The following is a 23962-nucleotide window of genomic DNA, read 5'->3' on the forward strand; positions in this document are numbered from 1 at the left end:
TGTTAACTTATTTCTTTTCCATTCGTAACTTTTTCAGAAGGCTCTACAAAAGCCAATTTACCCTCTTTGGTTTCAGTCATTAAAATCATCCCTTGACTTTCAATTCCTTTGATGTTTCTCGGAGCTAAATTGACCAAAACACTTACTTGTTGCCCTATAATTTCTGATGGTGAAAAACTTTCTGCAATTCCTGAAACGATGGTTCTTACATCCATTCCAACATCTACTTTTAGTTGCAATAATTTTTTCGTTTTTGGCACATTTGCTGCTTCTAAAATAGTTCCAATTCTGATGTCTAATTTCGTAAAATCTTCAAAATCAATGGTTGGTTTTTGCGGAGAAGTTTGTTTGTTTTCTTGTTCGTTTGATTTTTTGGTAGCAATCAGTTTTTCCAATTGTGCTTCAATAGTGCTGTCTTCAATTTTTGAAAACAACAATTCTCCTTGTGAAATTTGATGATTAGGTTGCAATAAAATATCTTTTTCAGCAACATCCGCCCAAGAAATTCCTTTGTCTTTTTTGCAAAAAACAATGTTCAATAAATTCTTCAATTTGGTTGCTGTAAAAGGTAAAAATGGTTCAGAAACAACTGTCAAACCAGCAACAATTTGCAAGGCAACAAACATGATTGTTTTTACGCGTTCTTCATCTACTTTGATTACTTTCCAAGGTTCTTCATCCGCCAAATATTTGTTTCCTAAACGTGCTAAATTCATCAATTCTTGTGAAGCTTCCCTAAATCTATAACGTTCAATAGCATTGCCAATTGTGGTTGGAAATGCTTTTAAAGCTGCCAAAACATCTTCATCAATTGCCGAAAATTCTCCTGGAGTTGGCACAAATCCGTCATAATATTTATGAGTTAACACAAAAACTCGATTGATGAAATTTCCAAGAATAGCTACTAATTCATTATTATTTTTTGCCTGAAAATCTTTCCAAGTAAAATCATTGTCTTTTGTCTCTGGTGCATTTGCGGTTAACGTGTAACGCAAAACATCTTGTTGATTTGGAAAATCTTCTAAATATTCGTGTAACCAAACTGCCCAATTTTTTGAAGTTGACAATTTATTTCCTTCTAAATTCAGGAATTCATTTGCGGGGACATTTTCAGGTAAAATGAAATCACCATGTGCTTTTAACATACTTGGAAACACAATGCAATGAAAAACAATGTTGTCTTTTCCAATAAAATGAACCAATTTGGTGTCGTCTTTTAACCAATAATCTTCCCAATTTTTGCCTTCTCTTGCAGCCCATTCTTTGGTAGAGGAAATGTATCCAATTGGCGCATCAAACCAAACATACAATACTTTTCCTTGAGCATTTTCAAGTGGCACAGGAATTCCCCAATCCAAATCGCGAGTTACTGCTCTTGGACGCAAACCGTCATCAATCCAACTTTTTACTTGTCCGTAAACATTGGGTTTCCAATCGTTTTTATGACCTTCTAAAATCCATTTTCGTAAAAAATCTTCATACCTGTCTAAAGGCAAAAACCAATGTTTGGTTTCTTTTACAGTAGGAATATTTCCAGTAATTGCTGATTTTGGATTGATTAAATCTGTGGCATTATGACTTGTACCACAACTTTCGCATTGATCTCCATAACTGCCATCAAATCCACATTTTGGACAAGTACCAACCACAAAACGATCTGCCAAAAATTGATTGGCTTGTTCGTCAAATAATTGCTCAGTAGTTTCTTCAATAAAATCTCCTTGATTGTATAATTTTGTAAAAAATTCGGAAGCTGTTTTATGATGAATTTCAGCCGAAGTTCTGGAATAATTATCAAAAGAAATTCCGAAATCTTGAAATGATTTTTTGATGATTGTATGGTATTTATCAATAATTTCTTGTGGAGAAACACCTTCTTTTTTTGCTTTCATTGGAATGGCAACACCATGCTCATCTGAACCACAGATATAGGCAACATCTTGCCCTTTTAAACGTAAATATCTTGCATAAATATCTGCAGGAACGTAAACTCCAGCCAAATGTCCAATATGAATTGGCCCATTTGTATAGGGTAAAGCAGCTGTGATAGTATATCTTTTTGGAGTATTCATTAAAATTTGGGTTGATTTATGAATAAAAATCTTTGTTTGATTGGCAAAAGTACAAAAAACAGCGGTTGAATTTCGATTGAAATTGATACATTTACAAAGATTGAAAATTGTGTTTAATTTGAAAAACCACAAATTACTTTTATTTGTTTTTATGATGAGTTTTTTATCCGTTTTTGGACAAAAAGAACTTGACACAATTCCTTTTAAAAGTAATTCTATTTATTTTGGTGAGATGATAATTAGTTATTCATCTGGTGCAGTTAAAGGGTTTTCAGGAGGTTTTAGTTTCAATTATCAAAGAAAAAATAATTTGTTCACTTTTCGATTTTTAGAGACAAGTAGAATTTATGAAGCGGATTATTTTTTAGTGTTTTTTCCTTATAATGTTTTTAGTAAATCATTAAAAGAATATTCTTTTTTAATTGGAAAAAGATATATTAAAAATGAATTCGCGTATCATTTTTCAGGAGGAATATCAAAAGTCAATTTTAAGGAAACTCAGGATGATATTCTTGTTAGTAACGATGATTATATTGGTTTTCCATTAGAAATTGGAATAAATTGGTTCAATCCCCAAAAAGAGCGATTTAAGATTTTTGGATTCATTCCAGTTGGTAAATTAACAAGTTTTGGTGCTTCAAGTGGCATCAAATTATATGCAAATATCGCAAAAAAATCAAGTGTAGGACTTGGACTTACCATTGGATTAGGCAATTATAAAAATTATGGCAAATGAAAAATAAATTGATAATTTTTACTTTTTTCTTATTGAATATTACTTCTTCTTTTGGTCAAGAAAAATTTATCAAACCATCCTATTTAAAAGTAGGAGATACAGTTGCAATTGTTGCTCCTGCAGGAATTTTAAAAAACAGAGAAACAACTATTGAAAATGCAAAAATATTACTTGAATCTTGGGGATTAAAAGTAGTTATTGGTAAAAATGTTTTTAATCAAAACAATCATTTTGCAGGTACAGATGATGAGCGTTTACAAGATTTTCAGGAAGCTTTAGACGATCCAACTATTAAAGCCATTTGGGCAGCAAGAGGAGGTTATGGGTCTGTGCGAATTTTGGATAAAATAAATCTCTCAAAATTTCGAAAAAAACCAAAATGGATTGTTGGATATTCTGATATAACTGCTTTTCACAATCACCTGAATTCATTGGGTTTTGAAACTTTACATGCGATGATGCCTACAAGTTTGGAGGAAAAACCAGAAGAAATTATCGAAACGATCGCAAGCTTTAAAAAAGCACTTTTTGGTGAAGAATTGCGTTATGAAATTCCGTCTTCAAAATACAATAGAAATGCAAAAATATCGGGAGAAATTGTAGGCGGAAATTTATCCATTTTGATGTCGATGTTGTGTTCTAAAAGTCAGTTAAAAACAGATGGAAAAATCCTTTTTATTGAAGAAATTGGGGAGTATGAATATGCCATTGACAGAATGTTGCAGAGTTTAAAAAGAGCGGGTTATTTTAAAAATGTAAAAGGAGTTATGTTAGGAAATTTCTCTAAAATCAGGAAAAATTCTACCTCTTGGGGAAGCACTATTGAAGAGCTAATTTTGGATGTTTTACCAAAGGAAATTCCGGTTTTATTTGATTTTCCTGCTGGTCATGAAGCAGACAATAGAGCCTTATTTTTTGGAAGAAAAGTGGATATAACCATTCAAAAAGATACCTCAATAGTAGTTTTTCATCAGAAATAAAATAAAAAATTGGCTGAACACAACGAATTAGGAGAAATTGGAGAGCAATTGGCTATTGACTATTTACTAGATAAAGGCTACAAAATCTGTGAGCGTAATTATCGGTATTTAAAGGCAGAAGTTGATATAATTGCACAGAAAGAAAACACATTAATTGCTGTAGAAGTAAAGACAAGAACATCTAATTATTTCGGAAATCCAGAAGATTTTGTGACCAAAAAAAAGATAAAGTTGTTGGTTTCTGCAATTGACTTTTATGTTACTAAACGAAATTTAGATGTCAATGTTCGTTTTGATATTATTGCCATAACCTTAGAAAAAAACACTCATAAATTAGAACATTTAGAGGATGCTTTTTTGTATTTTTAAATGGAGTTTTAAAAAGTTATTCTATTTATTTCTTATTAAAAAATGCCTTAACATCATCAATTTCATCAGGTTTTGCGATGATTTTTTTGTTTTTATCCAATACAAAATAAGTTGGTGTAGCTACAATTTGATAGGTTCTGGCAATTTCGTTTTCCCATTTTTTTAAACCCACGACATTATGAAATCCAAAAAGATTTGTTTTTGAAAAACTTTCCCAAGCAGAAGCTTCTTTTTCAAGTGCAAAAGCAATGACTTTTATGTTTTTTTTGTCTTTCATAAAAGTGTGTAATTGCGGAATTTCGCGCAAACAGTGTGAGCAACTTGTACTCCAAAAAACCAATACATATTGTGATGCATCATTTAAGGTAGATAATTGCATCTTTTTACCTTTTTCTGTCCAAGAAAAATTAGGGGCAATTCTACCAATTTCAGTTGCAAATAAGGCTAATTTTTCTTTTTTAAATGTAGTGTCTTGTAAATTTTCTGGCAATTTATTATATTGATTTTCAAAAATATAATCAATAATTTCAAGGTTTTTAGTGGCTTCAAATTGAGTAATTAAATACTCAATAATTTCTTTTTGATACGTTTGACTTTTTATTTTTCCAAGTACTTTTTTGATGGCTTCTTTGTACAAGTTTTGTTGCGTTTTTTCGTCATCTGAAAAATTTAAATAAAATACAAAATCAGCAACTCTGTCTGTGATAAATGAAGAGTTTTTCAATGTTTCATTCGAAAAATCGATTTTATCAAAATACGAAACTTTCATTGCCTCCATGTAAGCGTCTGGTGAAGTTTCAATTTCAGGAATATTGTTCCGTAAAGTTGCTTTTACCAATGGAAAAATGTACTTATTTTTGGCAAGCTCTTCATATTTTTGTTGTGTTTTTAGCACTTTTGCGAGTGCTTTTTTGTAAGCTTCTTTGTTTTTTGTTCCTTGATTTTGAAACGCTGAAATCTGAATAGAATCAAGCTTTTCTTGAGCTGCACTAATTTTTGCTAGATACTCTTTGTATAATTTATTTTCTTCGGATTTTAAAAAAGTAATCGTTTCATCAGGATATTGTGGATTTAAACGAAAAGTAACATCCTCTTTATGGAAGAAAAAATCAACAGAACCTGCACCTTCTAAAGCGTATGTTGCTCTGTAAGCGCCTGATTTTGCATTGGAAGGAAGTGTGATTTCAAAAACACTTACTGCTTCTTTTTTGTTTCCAATTTTTAAAGAATCCGTTTTTAAATTGGTATTGCTTATAAAAACTTGTTTTGTGCCTTCAATTTTATATAAAATTACCCAATCTGTTTTCACTTTTGGAACCAAAATTCCTTTAATTTTATGTTGTGAAAAACTTATTGAACTAACGAAAATTAAGAATCCAAGGATTGTTTTTGTCATTTTTGTGTCAATTTTTCTTTTTTGATTCATTTTTCAAATTCACATCAAAAGTACTATTTCTAGCTGAAAATTGGTATCTTGTAACGTTAAAATTATGCCCATGGATTTTTCAAATAAAATTGTTTGGATTACAGGAGCTTCTTCCGGAATTGGAAAAGCCCTTTCCATTGAATTGAGCCAACAAAATGCCAAATTGATTCTTTCTTCAAGAGATATCAATAGCTTAGAATTGGTAAAAAAAGAATGTAAAATTCCCCAAAATGTTCAAATCATTCCTTTAGATTTAGAAGATTATACGCAGGTTTCTAAAAAAGTTACGGAAGCAATTGCCGTTTTTGGCAAGATAGATATTTTGGTAAACAATGGCGGAATTAGTCAGCGTTCTTTAGTAAAAGATACTGATATTTTGGTTGACAAACGTTTGATGGACATTAATTATCTTGGAACAGTGGCATTAACAAAAGCGATTTTGCCCCATTTCATTGAAAATAAAAGCGGACATTTTGTGGTAACCACTAGTATTGTTGGTAAAATTGGCACGCCTTTACGTTCAACTTATGCAGCAAGCAAACACGCATTGCATGGTTTTTTTGACAGTTTGCGTGCGGAGCATTTTCACGATAATATTTTAGTAACGTTGGTTTGTCCAGGGTTTGTAAATACCAATGTTTCCAAAAATGCGTTGACTGGCAATGGAACTCCGCAACAAAAAATGGATGTTGCTACAAAAAACGGAATGCAACCTGAGCGTTTTGCAAAATTAATGGCAAAAGCAATTCAACAAAAAAAAGAGGAAGTATATATTGGCGGGTTTAAAGAGAAATTGGGCGTTTTCGTAAAACGATTTTTTCCGAAAGTTTTGTCTATTATGATTCGGAAATTGAGTGTTACTTAATCTTTAAAAAACTCAATTGCATCAAAATAACCCAAAATGGCTTCTTTCATTAAAATGGTTTGTTCGCCTGGTTTTAAGTTGGGCAATTCAGTAATAATTTTATAATGAGGCCAACCTTCTTCATCAAAAAAATCGAATTCATAATAGCCATAAGGTTCTAATAATTTGCAAATGGCAATGTGCATTAAATTGACTTTTTCATCTTTTTTAAAAGCGCGATAACCTTGTCCAAGTTCTTGAACACCAATTAAATAAATAATTCCATCTAAATTTAATTCCTCTCCATCAGAAAATTTTTCGGTTAGTTTTTCTACTAAAAAATCCCATTTTTCTTTTAAGCTTTCCACTTTAGTCATTATTCACTATTTTAAAAATGTAAAGATACTCGCTTCATTTTTAAATTGTAAAAAAAAGGTGTAGGTTTGGATAAATTTTCTTTTCAATGACTGTTTTTGATATTGTTTTGGTTTCCTTTTTAGTTTTAGGCTTTATAAGCGGTTTTATAAAAGGACTTTTTTCAGAAATTGCATCGTTAGTAGCAGTGATGTTGGGAATTTATGTAGCTATTCATTTTTCCTATTATGCAGAAGATTTTTTAAGCGATAGTATTTTAGGGTGGAGCAGCAGAACCAATAAAATTGTAGGATATATTATTACTTTTTTAGGCGTTGTTTTATTGGTCATTTTTACAGGAAAATTATTGACAAAATTGGCCGATATAACCGCTTTAGGATTGGTCAATAAACTTTTGGGTGGTTTTTTTGGGGTTTTAAAAACGGCACTTATCTTTAGTTTTATTTTTGTTTTTATGGATAAAATAAAAACCAAAATTCCTTTTCTAACAGAAAAAGTTAAAGAAGAATCAGTTTTGTATGAACCAATTAAAATAATCTCAACCACACTTTTTCCTTCAATTACTGAACAACCTGAAGACTGGAAAAGGGTTTTTGACTATAAAAAAGCCTTACTCTAAAATAGCATCTAACCAATCAAAATATTGCTTGTAGACACTTTCTTTTTCTGAGGCTACATACGCTAAAAATGCAGCTGCAACTGGCGATAATTCTTTCTTTTTTAGATAAATAAGTTTCCAAGTTGATTGTAAAGGCAATCCTTTTGTTGGGATTATTTTAATTTCGTTTTGTAGCAATTCATTTTTAATACTCAATAACGACACAATTGAAACGCCAATATCAGCCACAACAGCTTGTTTTATGGCTTCATTAGATGTTAAAACCAATTGCGTTTTTGGAGCAATTTTTTCTTGCTTAAAAAATTCCATCATAGTATGTCTTGTTCCTGAACCTTCTTCTCTAAAAATTAATGGAATGGTTTTAAAAATCGACTTTTCATTGTTATCATTGTTCAAAAGCGTGTTGTTTTTTGAAGCTACCAACACCAAATTATTTTCCATAATTGGCAATTCATTGATTTCTAAATGCGTTGGACTGACTGTAACTAGCGAAAAATCGACCAAATTTTGCTCTAAATCTTTAATGACATTAGTTTTGTTTGATACGTCTAAAACCAATTCCACATTTGGATGTTTTTTTAAAAATCCATTTAAAAAATAGGGCATTACATAATTTCCAGTTGACACTACAGATATTCTTAATTTTCCAGAAAGCAAGCCTTTAAAAGCCTCTGTTTTGTATTGAATGGTTTCTGTTTTATTAAGGATTTCTTGCGCAATTTGATAAATTTCTTTCCCGAATTCAGTGACATAAAATTGCCTTCCAATTACTTCTGACAACGGAATTTCAAATTGATCCTGAAAGTTTTTTAGTTGTATGGATGCTGCTGGTTGTGTCATATTCAATTCATTTGCAGCTTTTGTTATACTTTTGTGTTCAACTATGGTAATAAATACCTTTAATTGATGTAAGGTAAAGTTCATAAATAATGTTAATGTGTTGCATAACAAAATTAAATAAAAATATATGAATTTATGGAATTAGTTTTGCTGCAATTTAAAATCGACCAAAATGAATATTGATATTTTAATCAGTAATTTAACAAACCCAGTGTTATTGTTTTTTGTTTTGGGAATTATTGCGTCGCTTGTAAAAAGCGATTTGAAAATTCCTGATTCTTCATCAAAATTCATCTCTCTGTATTTATTATTTGCGATTGGTTTTAAAGGAGGTCAAGAACTATCTCATAGTGATTTTGATTCAGAAATTTTATATTCCATTTTATTTGCCATTGCGCTTTCTGTAATTGTGCCTATATATACGTTTTATATTTTAAAATCAAAAGTTGGTACGCCAAATGCAGGTGTAATTGCTGCTGCATACGGATCAGTAAGTGCAGTAACTTTTGTAACGGCAGTTTCTTTTTTAGAAAATCAAGGAGTCACTTTTGGTGGACATATGGTTGCAATTATGGCAATAATGGAATCTCCTGCAATTATTGTTGGAGTTATTTTGATTATGCTGAATGATACTACAAAAACGGATAAAAAATCGGTTTCTGCTGTTTTAAAACACTCATTTACAAGTGGAAGTGTGTTAATGTTAGTAGGAAGTTTAGTGATTGGTTTGGTGTCTGATGCCACACAAGCAAGAGGAATAGAACCTTTTACAACCGATATTTTTAAAGGATTTTTATCACTTTTTTTATTAGAAATGGGAATGGTTACTGCCAGCAGAATTAAAGGATTTCAACAATATGGGGTATTTTTATTCGTATTTGGAATTATTGTTCCGCTTTTTAACGGAATGTTGGTAGCATATTTGAGTGGTTTTATCACAGAAAGTGATGGAAATAGGTTGTTATTTGCCATTTTAGCAGCAGGAGCTTCATATATTGCTGTTCCTGCAACTATGAAATTAGCAGAGCCAAGAGCAGATGCAGGAATTTATATTCCTATGGCATTAGCAATTACTTTCCCTTTTAATATTACTATTGGGATGCCCATTTATTATGCGGTTGTTCAGTTATTTTAAAGTGATGTTTTATAAGTAGTTTTGTAAAACTAAAAAACCATCAAATGTTATTTTGATGGTTTTATTTTTTAATTGAATGATTTATTTAAATATCTAACTTAAAAATATCTTCTAGATGCGCATCGCTTTTCATAGTTACTTTTAAGTCTTTGATAAGCCCATTATCCAAACCATATACCCAACCATGAAGTTCTAAACCAGAATCATCTTTCCATGATTTTTGAACTATGGATGTTTTTGCCAAATCATAAACCTGCGCGATTACATTGAGTTCAACCAATCTGTCAAAACGTTTTTTATCATCTTTAATTTTGTTCAATTCAGTATAGTTTTCACGATATACTTCTTTGATATTTCGAATCCATTTATTAATCAATCCTAAAGATTTATTTGACATTGCAGCTTCCACACCACCACAACCATAATGACCACAAACCACAACGTGTTTTACTTTTAAGTGATTTACAGCATAATCTAAAACACTTAACATGTTCATATCTGTATGTACAACCATATTTGCAATATTTCTGTGTACAAATATTTCACCAGAAAGTGTTCCTGTAATAACATTTGCTGGCACTCTACTATCAGAGCAGCCAATCCACAATAATGGTGGTGTTTGAGCTTTAGAAAGTTTTAAAAAATAATCTTTGTCGTTAGCAATCATCTCTTCTGCCCAAGCTTTATTGTTTATAAGCAGATTTTCGTAATAGGTACCTTTCATTTCTTTGATTTTTTTGGTGTAATTTCGTTGTAAAATTTCACGAAACTTTCAGGGTTTTCAATTGTTTTTTGGGTTGATATTATTTTAATTTCAATGTGTCTATCTTTGGCTTTTATGATAAAATCGTCTAAAATTTCAATGATATCATAATCTAAATATTGTGTTTTTCTTACATCAATTTCAAGATGAGCATTTTGCGGAATTTTATCTAATTCATTTAAAATAGCCCCTTTGTTAAAGAAAGTTACCTCTTCAGCTAGTGTCATTTTTAAATGATTTTTATCATTAATATCAACTTCTTTGTGTAAAAAGTGAGAATTTTGATAACTTTTTATCAAAATTATTACAATTCCAACTATTAATCCTAGTCCAATTCCTTTTAATAAATCTAAGAAAACAATTCCAATAATAGTAACTATAAATGGTAAAAATTGTTTCCAGCCTAATTGATACATACTTTTAAATAATGATGGTTTGGCCAATTTGTATCCAACAACTAATAAAATGGCTGCTAATACCGATAATGGAATTTTATTCAATAATCTTGGAATTAACAAAACAGAAATTAGTAATAAAAATCCATGAATTATAGTAGATAATTTGCTTTTTCCGCCAGATTGAATGTTGGCAGAACTCCTAACAATTACTTGAGTAATTGGCAAACCACCAATTAAACCAGATAAAATATTTCCTGTTCCTTGCGCTAGCAATTCTCTATTTGTAGGAGTTACATTTTTTTCAGGATCCAATTTGTCTGTGGCTTCCACACTCAATAAAGTTTCTAAACTAGCTACTAAAGCAATTGTAAAGGCTATTATCCAAACATCATAACTTGCAATAACTTCAAAATTTGGAAAAGTTAATTGTCCTAAAAAAGAGCTGAAACTATCAGGAATTGGAACATTCACTAAATGTGACTGGGTAATAGCTAAACTGCTATGATTTTGTGTAACCACAAAAAATACAATTCCCAAAACTACAGCCACAAAAGGTCCTTGAATGATGGTGAAAAATTTTGCTTTTTTTGCCAAAACTTTATCCCAAAAAAGAATAACCAATAATCCAATCACACCAATTATTAATGATCCTGGAATGATATTATTTATAGCATTTTCTAATTCAGAAAATGTATTTTCTGCATCAACTTGTAAAAATGCTTCATCACCAATTGGATCAGCATCATATCCTAAAAAATGAGGAATTTGTTTTAAAATAATGATGATTCCAATTCCTGATAACATCCCTTTAATTACCGATGAAGGAAAAAAGTATCCAATAATACCGGCTTTTAAAACACCAAATAATAATTGAATAACACCCGCTAAAACAACGGCAACTAAAAAGTTTTCATAACCTCCTAAAGTGCCAATTGCAGTTAATACAATTGCAGCCAAACCTGCAGCAGGTCCACTTACACCAATTTTTGAGCCACTTAAAGAGCCCACAATAATTCCACCTATGATTCCAGCAATTAATCCAGAAAATAGTGGGGTACCACTTGCCAAAGCAATTCCTAAGCAAAGAGGTAGTGCCACAAAAAACACTACAATACTTGCTGGAATATCGTTTTTTAACGTTTTAAACATTTAAATGAATTTTTACTTACTACTAAAAGTAAGTTTATGATTGATAAAAAGGGTTGATTTTCGAGGTTATGAAAAAATCTCTGGAGGTGGTGTAGAAAACTCTAAAAGGTTTGTTATTTGAGAAAAGGTGTTTTTAAAAACAGGTGCTTTTACAGAAAAAACTTTGGTAAACGTAAAGGTAGTGGTTTTGGATATTTTTTGGAAAAAAGCAGTTTCTGATTCTACTTCAATTTCCATTTCGTCAGGACAAGAATTTACAATTTTTTCTGGGGTATTTAGTGAAAAATTATCAGACAGAAAACTTGATAACTTTACCGTTAATAACAGTAAAATGAGCAGTTTTAAAAGAGATAATTTAGAGATTTCAATCAAATTTTACAGTTCTTTTATTTCTTTAGCAATGATCCAACCTTGCTTTCCATCCGCTAATTTAATCTTTTTCCAGTTATCTATTGCGTCTAAAACGATAACTTTTGTACCTTCATGTAAAATAAACACTTCTTCTGAGTTGAAAGTTGGTGCATTTTTTACAGCAGATGTCTCTGCAAAAACAATCGCTTCTTTATTGTTTTGAGAGAATGAAAACTGATTATAAGTAATTGAAAAAGAAATAATTAACAGCAAAAAACTACTGATACTTGAACTAAAATAAATTCTCTTTATAGTAGGAGAATTTGCAAAATAAAAGAGTAGAAATAAAATACAAGCTAAGAACGAAAAAACTACTGAAACTATCGCCCATTGATTGTAAGAAAGTTTCTGTAAATAGTTTGCGTTGATTTTTTGAAAGATATTTTTCGGAATTTCTTGAATGTTGTCTAAGGCCAATCGCTTTGCAAAAATCAAATTATTTTGAGCATCTTCGTTTGTTGAGTCTAATTTCAACGCTTTTTCAAAATAATAAATGGCTGGTCCAACTTTGTTGATTTTATAATACGAGTTTCCTAAATTGTAATACAATTCAACCGAAATTGTTCCTTTCGACTCAATTTGATGATACAATTCAATGGCTTTTTCAAATTTTTCGTTTTTATAAAAATCATTTGCCGAATAAAAAATATCGTCAATATTTTGAGCAAATAAAGTGTTCGCAAACATCAGCAATAAAAAAATTATTTTTTTCATAATTATAATTGTTTGTCTAATTGAACGATTACTTGTTTTGCTTTTTCGAATTCTTTGTTCATTTCAGTATTCGTAACTGGTGTGTATCTTGCAAAATCTGATGCTTGTAATACTTCAATAAATTTGGTTATTGTCTCAGCATCAACTTTCTTTTCCTCTAAAATTTGAGTGATTTTTTCTTTACTAATATCAGCAGTTTCAATATTTAATCTTGCTTTTAAATAATTGTGTAAAGCACGTTCTAGAGCTTCATAAAATGCCTCTTTTTTACCCAATTGTTTTTGAGCTTCTGACAAGAATTTTCGAGCTAATTTTTCGGCTTTACGCAAACGAAGTCCAGCTAAATCACTATTTCGTGCTTCATTTCTTTTTCCGATAAAAATACTAATTGGAATCGCTAAAAATGGCACTAATAACAATAAATAAAATAAGTTCGAATTGTAAAAATCTTCCGTCTTTTTGGGTTGAAATACCGTTTTAGTTTGAATGTATCTAAAATTATTTCCTAATGATACAACTTCTTGTTTTTCAACAGTATTTGATGAAGTTGTATTATTTGTTACCAATTCTTTTCCTTCTAAAACATCCACATACATATCATCTGTTGTGATGGTTTTATAGGTGCCTAATTTTGGATTAAAATATGAAAATGAAACTTTCGGAATTTTATATTTTCCTTTAAATTGAGGAACAATTGTGTAAGAATCTGACACAGAACCACTGATTCCATCTGCACTAATACGAACATTTTCTTTTCTTTCTGGTTGATATTTTTCCAATTCAGTAGGAGTTTCTACGGTTGGAAGTTCAAACAATTTTAAATTTCCTTTTCCTGAAACATCTACTTTTATTTGCGATGATTCATTGGCTTTTAACACTTCTTTACTTAATGTTACATTGAAATTAAATTCACCAACTGCACCTGTAAAATTTTCAGGTTTTCCATTCATTGGCAATTCTTTTGGGTTGATTGTTTTTTTTGGTGAAGCAAATTCTTTTCGGATATTTTTTGTGATTACATTTCCAAAAAAATCAGCTCTTCCTGTTGGAACGCCAATTACAATATCCATTTTCATTGGATCAATCGTTAAGTTTCCAGTTTTTGTGGGGACTAACAATGCTTTTTGAAGTACAATATACCTATAATTTTGACCATTGTATTTTCCCATTTTTACAGGATAACCATCAATCTGAATTTCTTGATTCCAAAAACCATTGTATTGTGGAGCTTCTGTTACAGAAGTGTCGTAAACACTCACATTTTCACTAACATACAATCTGTATTCTACATAAATTCCCTCGCCAACATAAGGATTCGTTTTGGTAACTTCAGCAACCAAATGAATGTTTTGATTCGCAATATATTCAGGGTCATTTGGATCATCAGGAATATCAATTGGATCAGTTACAACGACTTTTAAATATTTTGAATTTACAGTTGATCCATTCAGTTCAATAGATGCAGGTTCAATAATTAATTCGCCTTTTCTGTTTGGTTTTAGGATGTAAGTATATGATTGTGAAAAGGTTACTTTTCCGTTAATCCAAGACTGACTCACAGATTGACTTGGGCCTGCAATCACTTTAAAATCTTTGAATTTTGGTGGTGTAAAATTATCTCCACCTTGTTTGTTGATCGAAAATTCAATGCGCAAACGTTCATTTAAACCCAAAGTATTTTTACTTATTGAAACACTCAATTCAGCCTGTTGTGCAAAAATTGAATATGATAATATGCTTATTATGAATGATATGTAAATTTTAAGTTTCATTTTTTTTCTAAAAAACGGGCAAATTTACCAATCTTTTTCTTGTTTTAACTTGTCTCCTTTTGCTTTTTGAGCATTCATTTTTTGTTGGGTCTTTTTTTCTTCGTTTTGAAGACTTTCCAACAATTGTTTTATTTGTTCAGGAGACATTTTTCCTTGTTGAGGTTTTGGTTTTTGTTTATCGTTTTTTTCATCCTCTTTCTTATCTTGATTCTGATCTTTTTTGTCTTTATCTCCTTCACCATCTTTGTTTTTATCGTCTTTTTTGTCTTTGTCTTCTCCTTCTTTTTTATCTTGATTTTGGTCTTTTTTATCTTTTTTATCCTTATTGTCTTTATTATCCTTATTATCTTTATTATCTTGATTTTGTTTGTCTAACATTTTTTGAGCAACCGCTAAATTGTAGCGAGTTTCATCATCATTTGGATTGTTTCGCAACGAGTTTTTATACGCATCAACAGCTCCTTGATAATTTTTTGTTTCCATCATGGCATTACCAATATTGTGATAAGCTTCTGCTTTTGTAAACTTATCAGTAGCTGTTTTTGCTGTTAATTCGTATTGCGGAATTGCCTCTTGATAATTTTTATCTTGATACAAAGCATTGCCTAAATTATAACTTGCCTTGTCATAATAAGCGCTGTTATTTAATGCTTTTTTATAGGCAACAGAAGCATCTGTAAATTTTTGTCGTTCGTACAAAGCATTTCCTTCTCTCACTAATTTTCGTGCACTTCTTTGCATTGCAATCGAATCTTTTTGAGCGACAATTTCCAACCCAGCAAGGAACATTCCTAAAAAGATAAGCGTATTTAGTAGTGTTTTCATGTTACGTTGTTGTTTTTTCTTCGTTAAACAAATCGATATTTTTTAACCATTTTGTTTTTTTATCAAATAAGAAAGCATCTAGCAATAAAAACAGAATTGCAATTGCCAAAAACCATTGAAACTGATCTTTATAATCAGAAAATTGTTTGGTTTCAAACTCGCTTTTTTGAGCATTTGTGATGATTTCTGTTATTTCATTTACTGGATTTTCTGTTGAATTTCCATCAATGTATTTTCCTTCGCCAATAGAAGAAATGTCTTCTAAAATTTCTGAATTTCTTTTGGTAATCACAGTTTCTCCTTGATTGTCTTTTTTATAACCAATCATTGTGCCATTTAAACGCATAGGAATTGGACCTCCTTTTTCTGTTCCAATACCAATGGTATAAATTTTTACACCATCATTTATCAAACTTTGAGCAACTTCTTTGGTTTCTTCTTGATGATCTTCACCATCAGAAATGATGATTAAAAAACGATTGGTTTGCTCTTCATCATTGAAAAAAGTTTTTGCCAATTCTAATGCTTCACTGATGGCTGTTCCTTGGCTTGAAACCATTTCAGGATTGGCATTTTGCAAAAACATATTGGCAGCTGCATGATCTGTTGTAATTGGAATTAATGGATACGAATTTCCTGCATAAACAATCATTCCAACTCTATCAGAACCTAAATTATCAATAATTTTTGAGGTGATTTGTTTCGCTTTTTCCAATCTGTTTGGCGCAATATCCTCAGCCAACATACTTTTGGAAACGTCTAAAGCAAAAACAACATCAACACCTTCTCTTTTTACGGTTTCTAATTTTGAACCCATTTTTGGATTTACCAAAGAAATTATTAAAAAAGTAATGGCAAAAAGCAACATTGTTAACTTTAAACTTGCCTTAAAAGGTGATGTGTTTGGCGCTAATTTTTTCAATAAAACAGCATTAGAAAATAGACGTTGTGTTCTTTTTTTCCACCAAAAAATCATCAGAAAAACCACTATCATTGCAGGAATGATGGCTAATAATAAAAAATATTTTGGTTCTTCTAATCTGTATAATTCTGACATTATATAAAGCTTTTAAATAAAATGTTTCTCAATAAAAACTCTAAAACAAGCAAACCTAAAGCTAAAAAAATTAAAGGTCTGTAAAGCTCTTCGTAATTGTAATATTTAAATTCTTCTATTTCTGTTTTTTCGAGTTTGTCAATTTCATCATAAATTTCTTGCAAATCTTGATTGTTTGTAGCTCTAAAATATTGTCCATCTGTTTGATCTGCAATGTATTGTAACAGTTTTTCATCAATTTCTACTTGTTGCTTTCTAAAATTCAACAATCCAGTTCTTGGATCTTTACTCCAAGGAAAATCGGCCATTCCATTGGTTCCAATTCCAATTGTATATACTTTTATTTCAAGTTCTCTTGCCAATTCAGCTGCTGTTTTTGGATCGATATTTCCAGAATTGTTTACACCATCTGTCAGCAAAATAATCACTTTACTTTTTGCTTTGCTGTCTTTCAATCTATTAACAGCCGAACCTAAACCCATTCCAATAGCAGTTCCACCATCTAATTGTCCCCATTGCAATTCAGAAATGACGCTTTTTACAATGCTTTTATCACTTGTAATGGGAGTTTGTGTAAAACTTTCTCCAGCATACAAAACGATTCCAATTCTGTCATTTGGTCTTCTATCCACAAAATCGATGGCAACCACTTTTAAAGCTTCTAATCTGTTTGGCTTTAAATCGCGAGCCAACATACTTGCTGAAACGTCAACTGCCATTACAATATCAATTCCGTTATTAGATTTTATTTTAGAACTTACTGCTACATTTCTTGGTCTTGCAAAAGCAATAATGATGGCCGCAATTGCCAAAAGACGTAAAACATGCAACAATGGTTTTAGTTTTGCAAGCAAAGAAGTGTTTGCTTTAAACCCTTTTACATTGGGCATTAACAAGGTTGCTCCTTCTTTTTTATGTGATAAAAAATACCAAATTGCAAGCAAAGGAATTAAAACAAGCAACCACAAAAATTCGCGATTTAGAAATTCGAAATTATTCCAATTCATCTTTTTTTGGTGTTGGTTTAGGTTTCAAATTACTGATGATTTCTTCAGCATCTTTTCTGTCTTCTTCAATTTCTATGGCAATTGGTTTCGATTTTGCGAATTTCACCAAATCAGCTTCCTGCAATAATTCTTTTAATTTTTTGATGGTTTCTTTAGAAGTTTGAATGGTATTTGCATTTTGAAAATCACGCAACATACCAATGATTTCATCCGTCGTTTTTTCTAAAGCAGGCACTTGCAATTCGCGTTCAATATAATTTCGCACAATTTCAGTCAGTTCACTATAATATTCTTTTACCTGATTGTTTTGCCACAATAATTTACTATCCAATTCATTCAATTTATAAATAGCTTCTTCAAAAGGAGGCAATACTTTATAGGTTGGTTTGTCTTCTTCTACTTTTCGTTTTCTGATGACAAAATAGTAAATCCAGAATCCGATAATGGCTAAAGCTGCTAAAAGTAAGTAAATATACATTTTGAAATCGTCAAAAACATAAGGTTCACTTTTGATGGATTTTATAGGATACTTTTTGATTTTAGTAGTATCGATTTCAACAGTTGCTACATTGATTAACAATGAATCTGTAAAAAATGCTTGATTTCTAACAAAAACTTGTTGTTGAGGAATGTAATAAGCACCACTATCAAAACCTGTCAACACATATTTTTGAATCAACATATTGTTGACAGTATCTACTTTTGCAGAATCAATAATTTCCAAACCTTTACTCAAAACTAGTTTTGGTAGAATGACGTTTTCAGTTCCTTTTACGGTAATTTTATATTGAAATTGCTCTCCAATTCGAATGCTAGATGTTTCAACTTGCGAATTTACCATAGAACTTTGGGCAAATCCAATAGCTGAAAACAATACGAATATGTATGTTAAAATTTTTTTCATGTTGATAAAACTATCTTCCTTTTTGTTTGAAATAGCCTAATAATTTTTTTACATAACCTTCATCAACTCTTGTGCTGATGGTTCCTGCGCCACTTCTTTTGAAAGTATTTTGATAATAATCCATCAATCGCAAAGCATTGGCTTTATAATTTGTTCTGATATTTTTTGACGAGGTATTTACCAATTGAACATTTCCTGTTTCAGCATCTAACATGGGTACCAATCCTAAATTCGGAATTTCTTCATCAAATCTGTCATACACTCTGATTCCTGTAATGTCGTGTTTACTACCAGCAATTTTTAAAGTACGTTCGTAATCATCATCCATAAAATCAGAAAGTATAAAAACAATCGCTCTTTTTTTCATCACATTTGATAAAAATTTCAATGCTTCAGAAATGTTCGTTTGCTTGCTTTTTGGCTGAAATTCAATCAATTCTCTGATGATTCTCAACACGTGACTTTTTCCTTTTTTTGGCGGAATGTATAATTCGATCGCATCAGAAAATAAAATCAAACCAACTTTATCATTGTTTTGTGTTGCTGAAAAAGCCAATGTTGCTGCAATTTCAGTGGCAGTATCTCTTTTGAATTGTGTGGTTGTTCCAAAAAATTCTGATCCAGAAATATCCACCATCAACATCATTGTCAATTCACGCTCTTCTTCAAAAACTTTTACATAAGGTTCGTTGTAACGTGCAGTTACGTTCCAATCAATGGTTCTTACATCGTCTCCAAACTGATATTGGCGCACTTCAGAAAACGTCATTCCACGTCCTTTAAACGAAGAATGATATTCGCCTCCAAAAATATTATTAGACAAACGTTTTGTCTTAATTTCTATTTTCCGAACTTTTTTAAGTATTTCTTTGGTATCCATATTGCAGTCACAGTTTTCAGTTTCAGTTTTCAGTTGTAATTTTCAATATCAGCTATCGTTATTACTAAATAACTGTTTGCTGATACTGATTACTGAAAACTAAATCTAAGGCACCTCAATCTCGTTGATAATTGCGTTGATAATGTCAACTGAGGTGAAGTTTTCAGCTTCAGCTTCATAGGTAATTCCTATTCTGTGACGCAAAACATCAAAAACAACAGCTCTAACATCTTCAGGAATTACATACCCTCTTCGTTTGATGAATGCATAACATTTTGCTGCTTTTGCCAAATTGATACTTCCACGTGGAGAAGCTCCAAAACTGATCAAATCTTTCAATTGACCTAATTTGTATTTGTCTGGATAACGTGTTGCAAAAATGATGTCTAAAATATATTTCTCGATTTTTTCATCCATATACACTTCATCCACCATTTTTCTAGCTCTAATGATTTGCTCTGTAGAAATTACTGGATTTACAGATGAATAATCGCCTGTTAAATTTTGACGCATGATGATTTGTTCTTCTGCCAAAAGTGGATAATCAATCACTACTTTTAACATAAAACGATCCACTTGAGCTTCTGGTAAAGGATACGTACCTTCTTGTTCTACAGGGTTTTGAGTTGCCATTACCAAAAACGGTTCTTCCAATTTGAAAGTGGTATCACCAATAGTAATTTGGCGTTCTTGCATGGCTTCTAGCAAAGCAGATTGTACTTTTGCAGGTGCTCTGTTGATCTCATCTGCTAATACAAAATTTGCAAAAATGGGTCCTTTTTTGATGGAAAAATCATTCACTTTGGTGTTGTAAATCATGGTTCCAACAACGTCTGCAGGCAATAAATCTGGTGTAAACTGTACACGACTAAAACTTCCTTGCACTGCTTTTGATAGGGTATTGATTGCCAACGTTTTTGCCAAACCAGGAACACCCTCCAATAAAATATGACCATTTCCAAGCAAACCAATCAACAAACTTTCTATCATTTGTTTTTGACCTACAATTACCTTATTCATTTCTCGACTCAAAAGGTCAATAAAGGCACTTTCTCTCTCTATTTTTTCATTAATAGCTCTAACATCTACGTCCATTATGTATAATAATTGATGATTAATTTTTTAAGTAAACAAAACTACAATTTTAACAAAATTATTTTGTTAAAACAAGGTTAAAGGTTTTTAGTTAAACGCCTTATTTTAAAGGATTTTAGTTAAATTTTGATAAAGAAAAACGGGTTTCTTCAAAAACACCAAAGGTATAGTACTGAATCCAATCTCCAAGATTATAATAAGTACTATTTTCGGTTAATTTTATTTCTAAAGCTAAGTGTCTGTGACCAAAAACAAAATAATCATAGTGATTTTCTTGTAACTTTTTTTTGCAATACTGCACAAGCCATTCATTTTCTGCTCCCAAAAACTTGAAGTCTTCTTCACCTGAAATAAGTTTGTTTTTTACAGACATGTATTGACCAAGTTTTACACCCAAATCAGGATGTAACCAACGAAACATCCATTTAAATGGCGGAAAAGTAAATACTTTTTTCATCCTTTTGTAACCAATATCTCCAGGGCCTAAACCATCACCATGACCAATTAAAAACTTTTTTTGATTGATGAGAAATTCTTGTGGTTGATGAAAAACAGCAATGTTTAACTCTTTTTCAAAGTAATCTTTCATCCACAAATCATGATTTCCAACAAAAAAATAAATCGGAATTCCACTATCAGAGATTTCGGCTAATTTGCCTAAAACTCTTGTAAAACCTTTGGGAACAACTTTTTTGTATTCAAACCAAAAATCGAATAAATCGCCTAATAAAAAAATCGCTTCAGTATCGTTTTTGATGCTTTCTAGCCAAGCAACAAACTTTTTTTCTCTAGGCAAACTTGCCTCCATTGTAGGAGCACCCAAATGTTGGTCTGATGCAAAATAGACTTTTTTATGGTTTGATGTGGTGATTGAAATCATGCTTACAAAGAAACACTATTCTTTTTTAGTTTCCAACTCCAAAACTTTTAGGAGCATTTTATCATCTTGATGAATTATTTTGTAAAAACCAAGATCACCAAAAAGTACATTTGCAATAGAAGCTTTTAAATATTTTTCAATATTTTCTTTGGTTTTCATAGATGGATTTGCACGCTCTTTAATAGAAACTAAATATTTTTGAAGCACAGATTTGTCTTTATCAAATTGTTCAATAAAATCATTCAATTTCCATTTTTCTAGTTTTTTTCTGTTGGCATCCACATAATCAAATGCAAAATTATTGATGGAATTAAAGTAAAATCCAGACAAATAAGAAGTAGTATCAATAGCCACAAAAACATCAGGAATAATACCTCCACCACCATAAACTATTTTGCCTTTTGGGGTTTTGTATTTTAAAGAATCAACAACTTTAATGCTGTCTTTGCTTAACAATTCGCCACTTTGAATTCGGTTTTCATAATCATCATAATAATTTTCTGAAGCATTTTTTCCGTAAGGTTTTTGAATAGAACGTCCTGTTGGTGTGTAATAACGGGCTGTTGTTAAACGCACTGCAGAACCATCACCCAAATCCATTTCTACTTGAACCAATCCTTTTCCAAACGATCTGCGTCCGATAATTTTTCCTTTATCATTGTCTTGCAAAGCTCCTGCAACAATTTCGGATGCTGAGGCTGAATTTTCATCAATCAATACATACAATCCACCTTTTTCAAAAGCGCCTAAGGCAGTTGCAAAATATTCTTCTACAGTTCCTTTGTTATTTTTGGTGAATACCATGAGTTTTTTGTTTTCAAGAAATTCATCAATAATTTGTGTAGCAATATCAATATAACCACCACCATTTCCGCGTAAATCCAACACCAAATCAGTCATGCCACTTTTTTTCAAAGCGGTTAAAGCGGTTTTGAATTCGCTGTAGGTATTTCTTGCAAAACGATCTATTTTGATGTAACCCAATTTTTCGTTAATCATGTATGATAAATCGACACTTTTAATGTTTACTTTATCTCTAATTAAATCGACATTGAATAATGAATCAGTTGTTTTTCTATAAATCTGCAATTTTACTTTTGTCAATGGTTTTCCTTTTAGGTATTTAGGAACATTGGCTGCACGAATTTTTTTCCCATAAAGAGTGTCGTTATTTGCCATTAAAATTCGGTCTCCAGCTCTAATTCCAGCTTTGATACTTGGCCCTCCTTTAATGGGCTGAACTACTGTAATTGAGTCGTTTATGATTCTGAATTCTACGCCAATTCCAATAAAATTACCTTCCATACTTTCTGTAACAGCTTGCAAATTTTCTTTTGGAATGTATACAGAATGAGGATCTAATTTTTCGAGCATTTCAGCAATAGCACCATCTAAAAGTTTGTCTGTATTTACATCATCAACATAATCTTGCTCAATAAAATTGATGAGTTTTTTTATTTTTTGTTCTTGTAAATTATTTTTTGAAAAAACGGAACTTGAAGAATTTCCACCAAAAAAAATACCGATAATAATTCCGATAATTACTGCTAATGAAAAATAAATGGGTAAATTATTTTTATTCATAATAATGGTAAATGGTTAATTTCTACACCAGCTTTTTCTAAAAAATCTAAACCAGAAGGATCTTTGTAAGCATTTGCATACACAACCCTTTTAATACCTGCTTGATGAATGAGTTTGCTGCATTGTGTGCAAGGAGACATTGTGATATATAAAGTTGCGTTTTTACAAGATTGTGTAGAAGCAGCAACTTTTAAAATAGCATTGGCTTCTGCATGTAATACCTCCCATTTTGTAGCGCCAGATTCGTCCTCGCAACAGTTGTCAAAACCTGTTGGAGTTCCATTGAATCCATCAGAAATTATCATTCGGTCCTTTACAATTAATGCACCTACTTGTTTGCGTTTACAATGAGATAATTTACCCCATTCTTGCGCCATTTTTAAGTAAGCAATATCGTATTTTAGTTGTTTTTCATCATTCATCAACAGCGAAAGTAAAAAGATTTGTGCGTAAAAATAGTTAATAATTTACCAAAACACTCTGTCAAGCATCATCTGAATTGAAAATCCTATTACAATTGATGAGGTAACCAAAATCCAATCTCTTTTGGTTACTTTGGCAACATTTTGTAATAGGTAGCCAATTGTTAAAATTAGCAACACAATTATTACTTGTGCAGCTTCAATACCAAGAGCAAATTCTGCCAAGGGTACCAATTTATCATCTTCTTTGCCAATCATGGCTCTGAAATAATTAGAAAATCCAAGTCCGTGAATCAAGCCAAAAAATAAGGCAAAAATCAAATTGATGCTATCTTTTGTTTTGGATGTTTTTTTGGCATTGAAAATATTGGTTACACCTGTGATAAAAATGGTTACAGGAATTAAAAATTCGATGATTTCAACTTTTATATTGATGATTTCAAAAGCAGCTAACGTGAGTGAAAGTGAATGACCAATGGTAAAAAGAGTTACTAGCCAAAGTACTTTTTTCCATTCCGAAAAACTAAAAATAACCGCTAAAACTATCAAAAATAAAATGTGATCATAGGCTTTGATATCCAATACATGGAAAAGACCCATTTCTGTATATAATCGAAAATCGTTCATAGAATCGTTGTTTTAAAGTGGCTCAAAGATAAAAACCTTATCAATTGAATGATAAGGTTTTTGGATTTTTTATGATTT

The 23962-nt window shown here is 31.2% G+C and carries 25 protein-coding genes; 6 read left to right on the plus strand and 19 right to left on the minus strand.

Annotated features, from left to right (window positions below; all coding sequences use genetic code 11):
• Positions 1 to 2 precede the first annotated feature (2 nt).
• Positions 3 to 2072 carry a methionine--tRNA ligase gene (gene metG, locus WHA43_RS09070; protein ID WP_105046740.1) on the minus strand — a complete coding sequence of 690 codons (2070 nt, stop codon included), beginning with the start codon at positions 2070 to 2072 and terminating at the stop codon, positions 3 to 5.
• Between the two features lie 40 nt (positions 2073 to 2112).
• Here metG and WHA43_RS09075 point away from each other — a divergent pair, with 40 nt between their 5' ends.
• Genes WHA43_RS09075 through WHA43_RS09085 form a run of 3 tightly spaced genes read left to right on the plus strand, consistent with a single transcriptional unit; the run spans position 2113 to position 4157 of the window.
• The gene (locus WHA43_RS09075) at positions 2113 to 2808 is read left to right on the plus strand and encodes a hypothetical protein (protein WP_226742879.1); all 696 of its coding nucleotides are present in this window, start codon (positions 2113 to 2115) and stop codon (positions 2806 to 2808) included.
• The gene (locus tag WHA43_RS09080; protein WP_105046741.1) at positions 2805 to 3788 is read left to right on the plus strand and encodes a S66 peptidase family protein; all 984 of its coding nucleotides are present in this window, start codon (positions 2805 to 2807) and stop codon (positions 3786 to 3788) included. Before WHA43_RS09075 ends, WHA43_RS09080 begins: the two co-directional genes overlap by 4 nt.
• A 9-nt stretch (positions 3789 to 3797) precedes the next feature.
• Positions 3798 to 4157 carry a YraN family protein gene (locus WHA43_RS09085; protein WP_105046742.1) on the plus strand — a complete coding sequence of 120 codons (360 nt, stop codon included), beginning with the start codon at positions 3798 to 3800 and terminating at the stop codon, positions 4155 to 4157.
• Positions 4158 to 4182: 25 nt separating this feature from the next.
• On the opposite strand, the gene WHA43_RS09090 is transcribed toward WHA43_RS09085, so the two are convergent.
• A complete protein-coding gene (locus WHA43_RS09090; protein ID WP_105047358.1) occupies positions 4183 to 5553 on the minus strand; it encodes a TlpA family protein disulfide reductase in 1371 nt (456 codons plus the stop codon).
• Positions 5554 to 5653: 100 nt separating this feature from the next.
• Here WHA43_RS09090 and WHA43_RS09095 point away from each other — a divergent pair, with 100 nt between their 5' ends.
• Positions 5654 to 6448 carry an SDR family oxidoreductase gene (locus WHA43_RS09095; RefSeq protein ID WP_105047359.1) on the plus strand — a complete coding sequence of 265 codons (795 nt, stop codon included), beginning with the start codon at positions 5654 to 5656 and terminating at the stop codon, positions 6446 to 6448.
• Here WHA43_RS09095 and WHA43_RS09100 read toward each other — a convergent pair.
• A complete protein-coding gene (locus tag WHA43_RS09100; protein ID WP_105046743.1) occupies positions 6445 to 6804 on the minus strand; it encodes a hypothetical protein in 360 nt (119 codons plus the stop codon). The two genes, WHA43_RS09095 and WHA43_RS09100, sit on opposite strands and share 4 nt — an antisense overlap.
• Positions 6805 to 6890: 86 nt before the next feature.
• On the opposite strand from WHA43_RS09100, the gene WHA43_RS09105 reads away from it, so the two are divergent.
• A complete protein-coding gene (locus WHA43_RS09105; RefSeq protein ID WP_105046744.1) occupies positions 6891 to 7421 on the plus strand; it encodes a CvpA family protein in 531 nt (176 codons plus the stop codon).
• On the opposite strand, the gene WHA43_RS09110 is transcribed toward WHA43_RS09105, so the two are convergent.
• Entirely contained in the window at positions 7413 to 8345 is a 933-nt protein-coding gene (locus WHA43_RS09110) for a LysR family transcriptional regulator (protein ID WP_105046745.1), read from the minus strand. The genes WHA43_RS09105 and WHA43_RS09110 overlap by 9 nt on opposite strands.
• Before the next feature lie 88 nt (positions 8346 to 8433).
• Here WHA43_RS09110 and WHA43_RS09115 point away from each other — a divergent pair, with 88 nt between their 5' ends.
• A complete protein-coding gene (locus WHA43_RS09115; RefSeq protein ID WP_105046746.1) occupies positions 8434 to 9396 on the plus strand; it encodes a sodium-dependent bicarbonate transport family permease in 963 nt (320 codons plus the stop codon).
• 85 nt (positions 9397 to 9481) lie between these two features.
• Here WHA43_RS09115 and WHA43_RS09120 read toward each other — a convergent pair whose 3' ends face one another.
• The 15 genes from WHA43_RS09120 to WHA43_RS09190 form a co-directional block, all read right to left on the minus strand.
• Positions 9482 to 10120 (minus strand): carbonic anhydrase, encoded by a 639-nt coding sequence (locus WHA43_RS09120; protein WP_105046747.1) that lies wholly within the window; start codon positions 10118 to 10120, stop codon positions 9482 to 9484.
• Positions 10117 to 11706 carry a SulP family inorganic anion transporter gene (locus tag WHA43_RS09125; protein ID WP_105046748.1) on the minus strand — a complete coding sequence of 530 codons (1590 nt, stop codon included), beginning with the start codon at positions 11704 to 11706 and terminating at the stop codon, positions 10117 to 10119. Before WHA43_RS09125 ends, WHA43_RS09120 begins: the two co-directional genes overlap by 4 nt.
• Before the next feature lie 66 nt (positions 11707 to 11772).
• A complete protein-coding gene (locus WHA43_RS09130) occupies positions 11773 to 12078 on the minus strand; it encodes a hypothetical protein (RefSeq protein ID WP_146104915.1) in 306 nt (101 codons plus the stop codon).
• Between the two features lie 3 nt (positions 12079 to 12081).
• Positions 12082 to 12831: an SH3 domain-containing protein gene (locus WHA43_RS09135; protein ID WP_105046749.1), complete on the minus strand. Its 750-nt coding sequence runs from the start codon at positions 12829 to 12831 to the stop codon at positions 12082 to 12084.
• A 2-nt stretch (positions 12832 to 12833) separates the two neighbouring features.
• Positions 12834 to 14603 carry a BatD family protein gene (locus WHA43_RS09140; protein ID WP_105046750.1) on the minus strand — a complete coding sequence of 590 codons (1770 nt, stop codon included), beginning with the start codon at positions 14601 to 14603 and terminating at the stop codon, positions 12834 to 12836.
• A gap of 24 nt (positions 14604 to 14627) precedes the next feature.
• Positions 14628 to 15428: a tetratricopeptide repeat protein gene (locus WHA43_RS09145; RefSeq protein WP_105046751.1), complete on the minus strand. Its 801-nt coding sequence runs from the start codon at positions 15426 to 15428 to the stop codon at positions 14628 to 14630.
• Between the two features lies 1 nt (position 15429).
• Positions 15430 to 16485: a VWA domain-containing protein gene (locus WHA43_RS09150; RefSeq protein ID WP_394372827.1), complete on the minus strand. Its 1056-nt coding sequence runs from the start codon at positions 16483 to 16485 to the stop codon at positions 15430 to 15432.
• Complete coding sequence (locus WHA43_RS09155) at positions 16485 to 17492, minus strand: vWA domain-containing protein (protein WP_105046752.1); 1008 nt, start codon at positions 17490 to 17492, stop codon at positions 16485 to 16487. The genes WHA43_RS09150 and WHA43_RS09155 overlap by 1 nt, the downstream gene beginning before the upstream one ends.
• A complete protein-coding gene (locus WHA43_RS09160) occupies positions 17479 to 18396 on the minus strand; it encodes a hypothetical protein (protein WP_105046753.1) in 918 nt (305 codons plus the stop codon). Before WHA43_RS09160 ends, WHA43_RS09155 begins: the two co-directional genes overlap by 14 nt.
• A gap of 10 nt (positions 18397 to 18406) precedes the next feature.
• Entirely contained in the window at positions 18407 to 19276 is an 870-nt protein-coding gene (locus tag WHA43_RS09165; RefSeq protein ID WP_105046754.1) for a DUF58 domain-containing protein, read from the minus strand.
• Positions 19277 to 19381: 105 nt separating this feature from the next.
• Positions 19382 to 20371, minus strand: coding sequence for an AAA family ATPase (locus tag WHA43_RS09170; protein ID WP_105046755.1), 990 nt, complete (start codon positions 20369 to 20371; stop codon positions 19382 to 19384).
• 115 nt (positions 20372 to 20486) lie between these two features.
• Positions 20487 to 21251: a UDP-2,3-diacylglucosamine diphosphatase gene (locus WHA43_RS09175; RefSeq protein ID WP_105046756.1), complete on the minus strand. Its 765-nt coding sequence runs from the start codon at positions 21249 to 21251 to the stop codon at positions 20487 to 20489.
• Between the two features lie 15 nt (positions 21252 to 21266).
• Complete coding sequence (locus tag WHA43_RS09180) at positions 21267 to 22835, minus strand: S41 family peptidase (RefSeq protein WP_105046757.1); 1569 nt, start codon at positions 22833 to 22835, stop codon at positions 21267 to 21269.
• A complete protein-coding gene (locus WHA43_RS09185) occupies positions 22832 to 23257 on the minus strand; it encodes a deoxycytidylate deaminase (protein ID WP_105046758.1) in 426 nt (141 codons plus the stop codon). Before WHA43_RS09185 ends, WHA43_RS09180 begins: the two co-directional genes overlap by 4 nt.
• Before the next feature lie 45 nt (positions 23258 to 23302).
• The gene (locus WHA43_RS09190; protein ID WP_105046759.1) at positions 23303 to 23884 is read right to left on the minus strand and encodes a HupE/UreJ family protein; all 582 of its coding nucleotides are present in this window, start codon (positions 23882 to 23884) and stop codon (positions 23303 to 23305) included.
• Between the last annotated feature and the right edge of the window lie 78 nt (positions 23885 to 23962).

Origin of the sequence: Polaribacter gangjinensis (assembly GCF_038024125.1) — a bacterium.
Taxonomy (GTDB): Bacteria; Bacteroidota; Bacteroidia; order Flavobacteriales; family Flavobacteriaceae; genus Polaribacter; species Polaribacter gangjinensis.

Excerpts from the sequence above, each read along its gene's own strand:
- WHA43_RS09180 (WP_105046757.1), bottom strand. The coding sequence starts at position 22,835 with ATGAATAAAAATAATTTACCCATTTATTTTTCATTAGCAGTAATTATC.
- WHA43_RS09115 (WP_105046746.1), top strand. The coding sequence starts at position 8,434 with ATGAATATTGATATTTTAATCAGTAATTTAACAAACCCAGTGTTATTG.
- WHA43_RS09140 (WP_105046750.1), bottom strand. The coding sequence starts at position 14,603 with ATGAAACTTAAAATTTACATATCATTCATAATAAGCATATTATCATAT.
- metG (WP_105046740.1), bottom strand. The coding sequence starts at position 2,072 with ATGAATACTCCAAAAAGATATACTATCACAGCTGCTTTACCCTATACA.
- WHA43_RS09190 (WP_105046759.1), bottom strand. The coding sequence starts at position 23,884 with ATGAACGATTTTCGATTATATACAGAAATGGGTCTTTTCCATGTATTG.
- WHA43_RS09095 (WP_105047359.1), top strand. The coding sequence starts at position 5,654 with ATGGATTTTTCAAATAAAATTGTTTGGATTACAGGAGCTTCTTCCGGA.
- WHA43_RS09145 (WP_105046751.1), bottom strand. The coding sequence starts at position 15,428 with ATGAAAACACTACTAAATACGCTTATCTTTTTAGGAATGTTCCTTGCT.
- WHA43_RS09150 (WP_394372827.1), bottom strand. The coding sequence starts at position 16,485 with ATGTCAGAATTATACAGATTAGAAGAACCAAAATATTTTTTATTATTA.
- WHA43_RS09080 (WP_105046741.1), top strand. The coding sequence starts at position 2,805 with ATGAAAAATAAATTGATAATTTTTACTTTTTTCTTATTGAATATTACT.
- WHA43_RS09170 (WP_105046755.1), bottom strand. The coding sequence starts at position 20,371 with ATGGACGTAGATGTTAGAGCTATTAATGAAAAAATAGAGAGAGAAAGT.
- WHA43_RS09155 (WP_105046752.1), bottom strand. The coding sequence starts at position 17,492 with ATGAATTGGAATAATTTCGAATTTCTAAATCGCGAATTTTTGTGGTTG.
- WHA43_RS09160 (WP_105046753.1), bottom strand. The coding sequence starts at position 18,396 with ATGAAAAAAATTTTAACATACATATTCGTATTGTTTTCAGCTATTGGA.
- WHA43_RS09185 (WP_105046758.1), bottom strand. The coding sequence starts at position 23,257 with ATGAATGATGAAAAACAACTAAAATACGATATTGCTTACTTAAAAATG.
- WHA43_RS09135 (WP_105046749.1), bottom strand. The coding sequence starts at position 12,831 with ATGAAAAAAATAATTTTTTTATTGCTGATGTTTGCGAACACTTTATTT.
- WHA43_RS09105 (WP_105046744.1), top strand. The coding sequence starts at position 6,891 with ATGACTGTTTTTGATATTGTTTTGGTTTCCTTTTTAGTTTTAGGCTTT.
- WHA43_RS09100 (WP_105046743.1), bottom strand. The coding sequence starts at position 6,804 with ATGACTAAAGTGGAAAGCTTAAAAGAAAAATGGGATTTTTTAGTAGAA.
- WHA43_RS09165 (WP_105046754.1), bottom strand. The coding sequence starts at position 19,276 with ATGGATACCAAAGAAATACTTAAAAAAGTTCGGAAAATAGAAATTAAG.
- WHA43_RS09110 (WP_105046745.1), bottom strand. The coding sequence starts at position 8,345 with ATGAACTTTACCTTACATCAATTAAAGGTATTTATTACCATAGTTGAA.
- WHA43_RS09175 (WP_105046756.1), bottom strand. The coding sequence starts at position 21,251 with ATGATTTCAATCACCACATCAAACCATAAAAAAGTCTATTTTGCATCA.
- WHA43_RS09125 (WP_105046748.1), bottom strand. The coding sequence starts at position 11,706 with ATGTTTAAAACGTTAAAAAACGATATTCCAGCAAGTATTGTAGTGTTT.
- WHA43_RS09120 (WP_105046747.1), bottom strand. The coding sequence starts at position 10,120 with ATGAAAGGTACCTATTACGAAAATCTGCTTATAAACAATAAAGCTTGG.
- WHA43_RS09090 (WP_105047358.1), bottom strand. The coding sequence starts at position 5,553 with ATGACAAAAACAATCCTTGGATTCTTAATTTTCGTTAGTTCAATAAGT.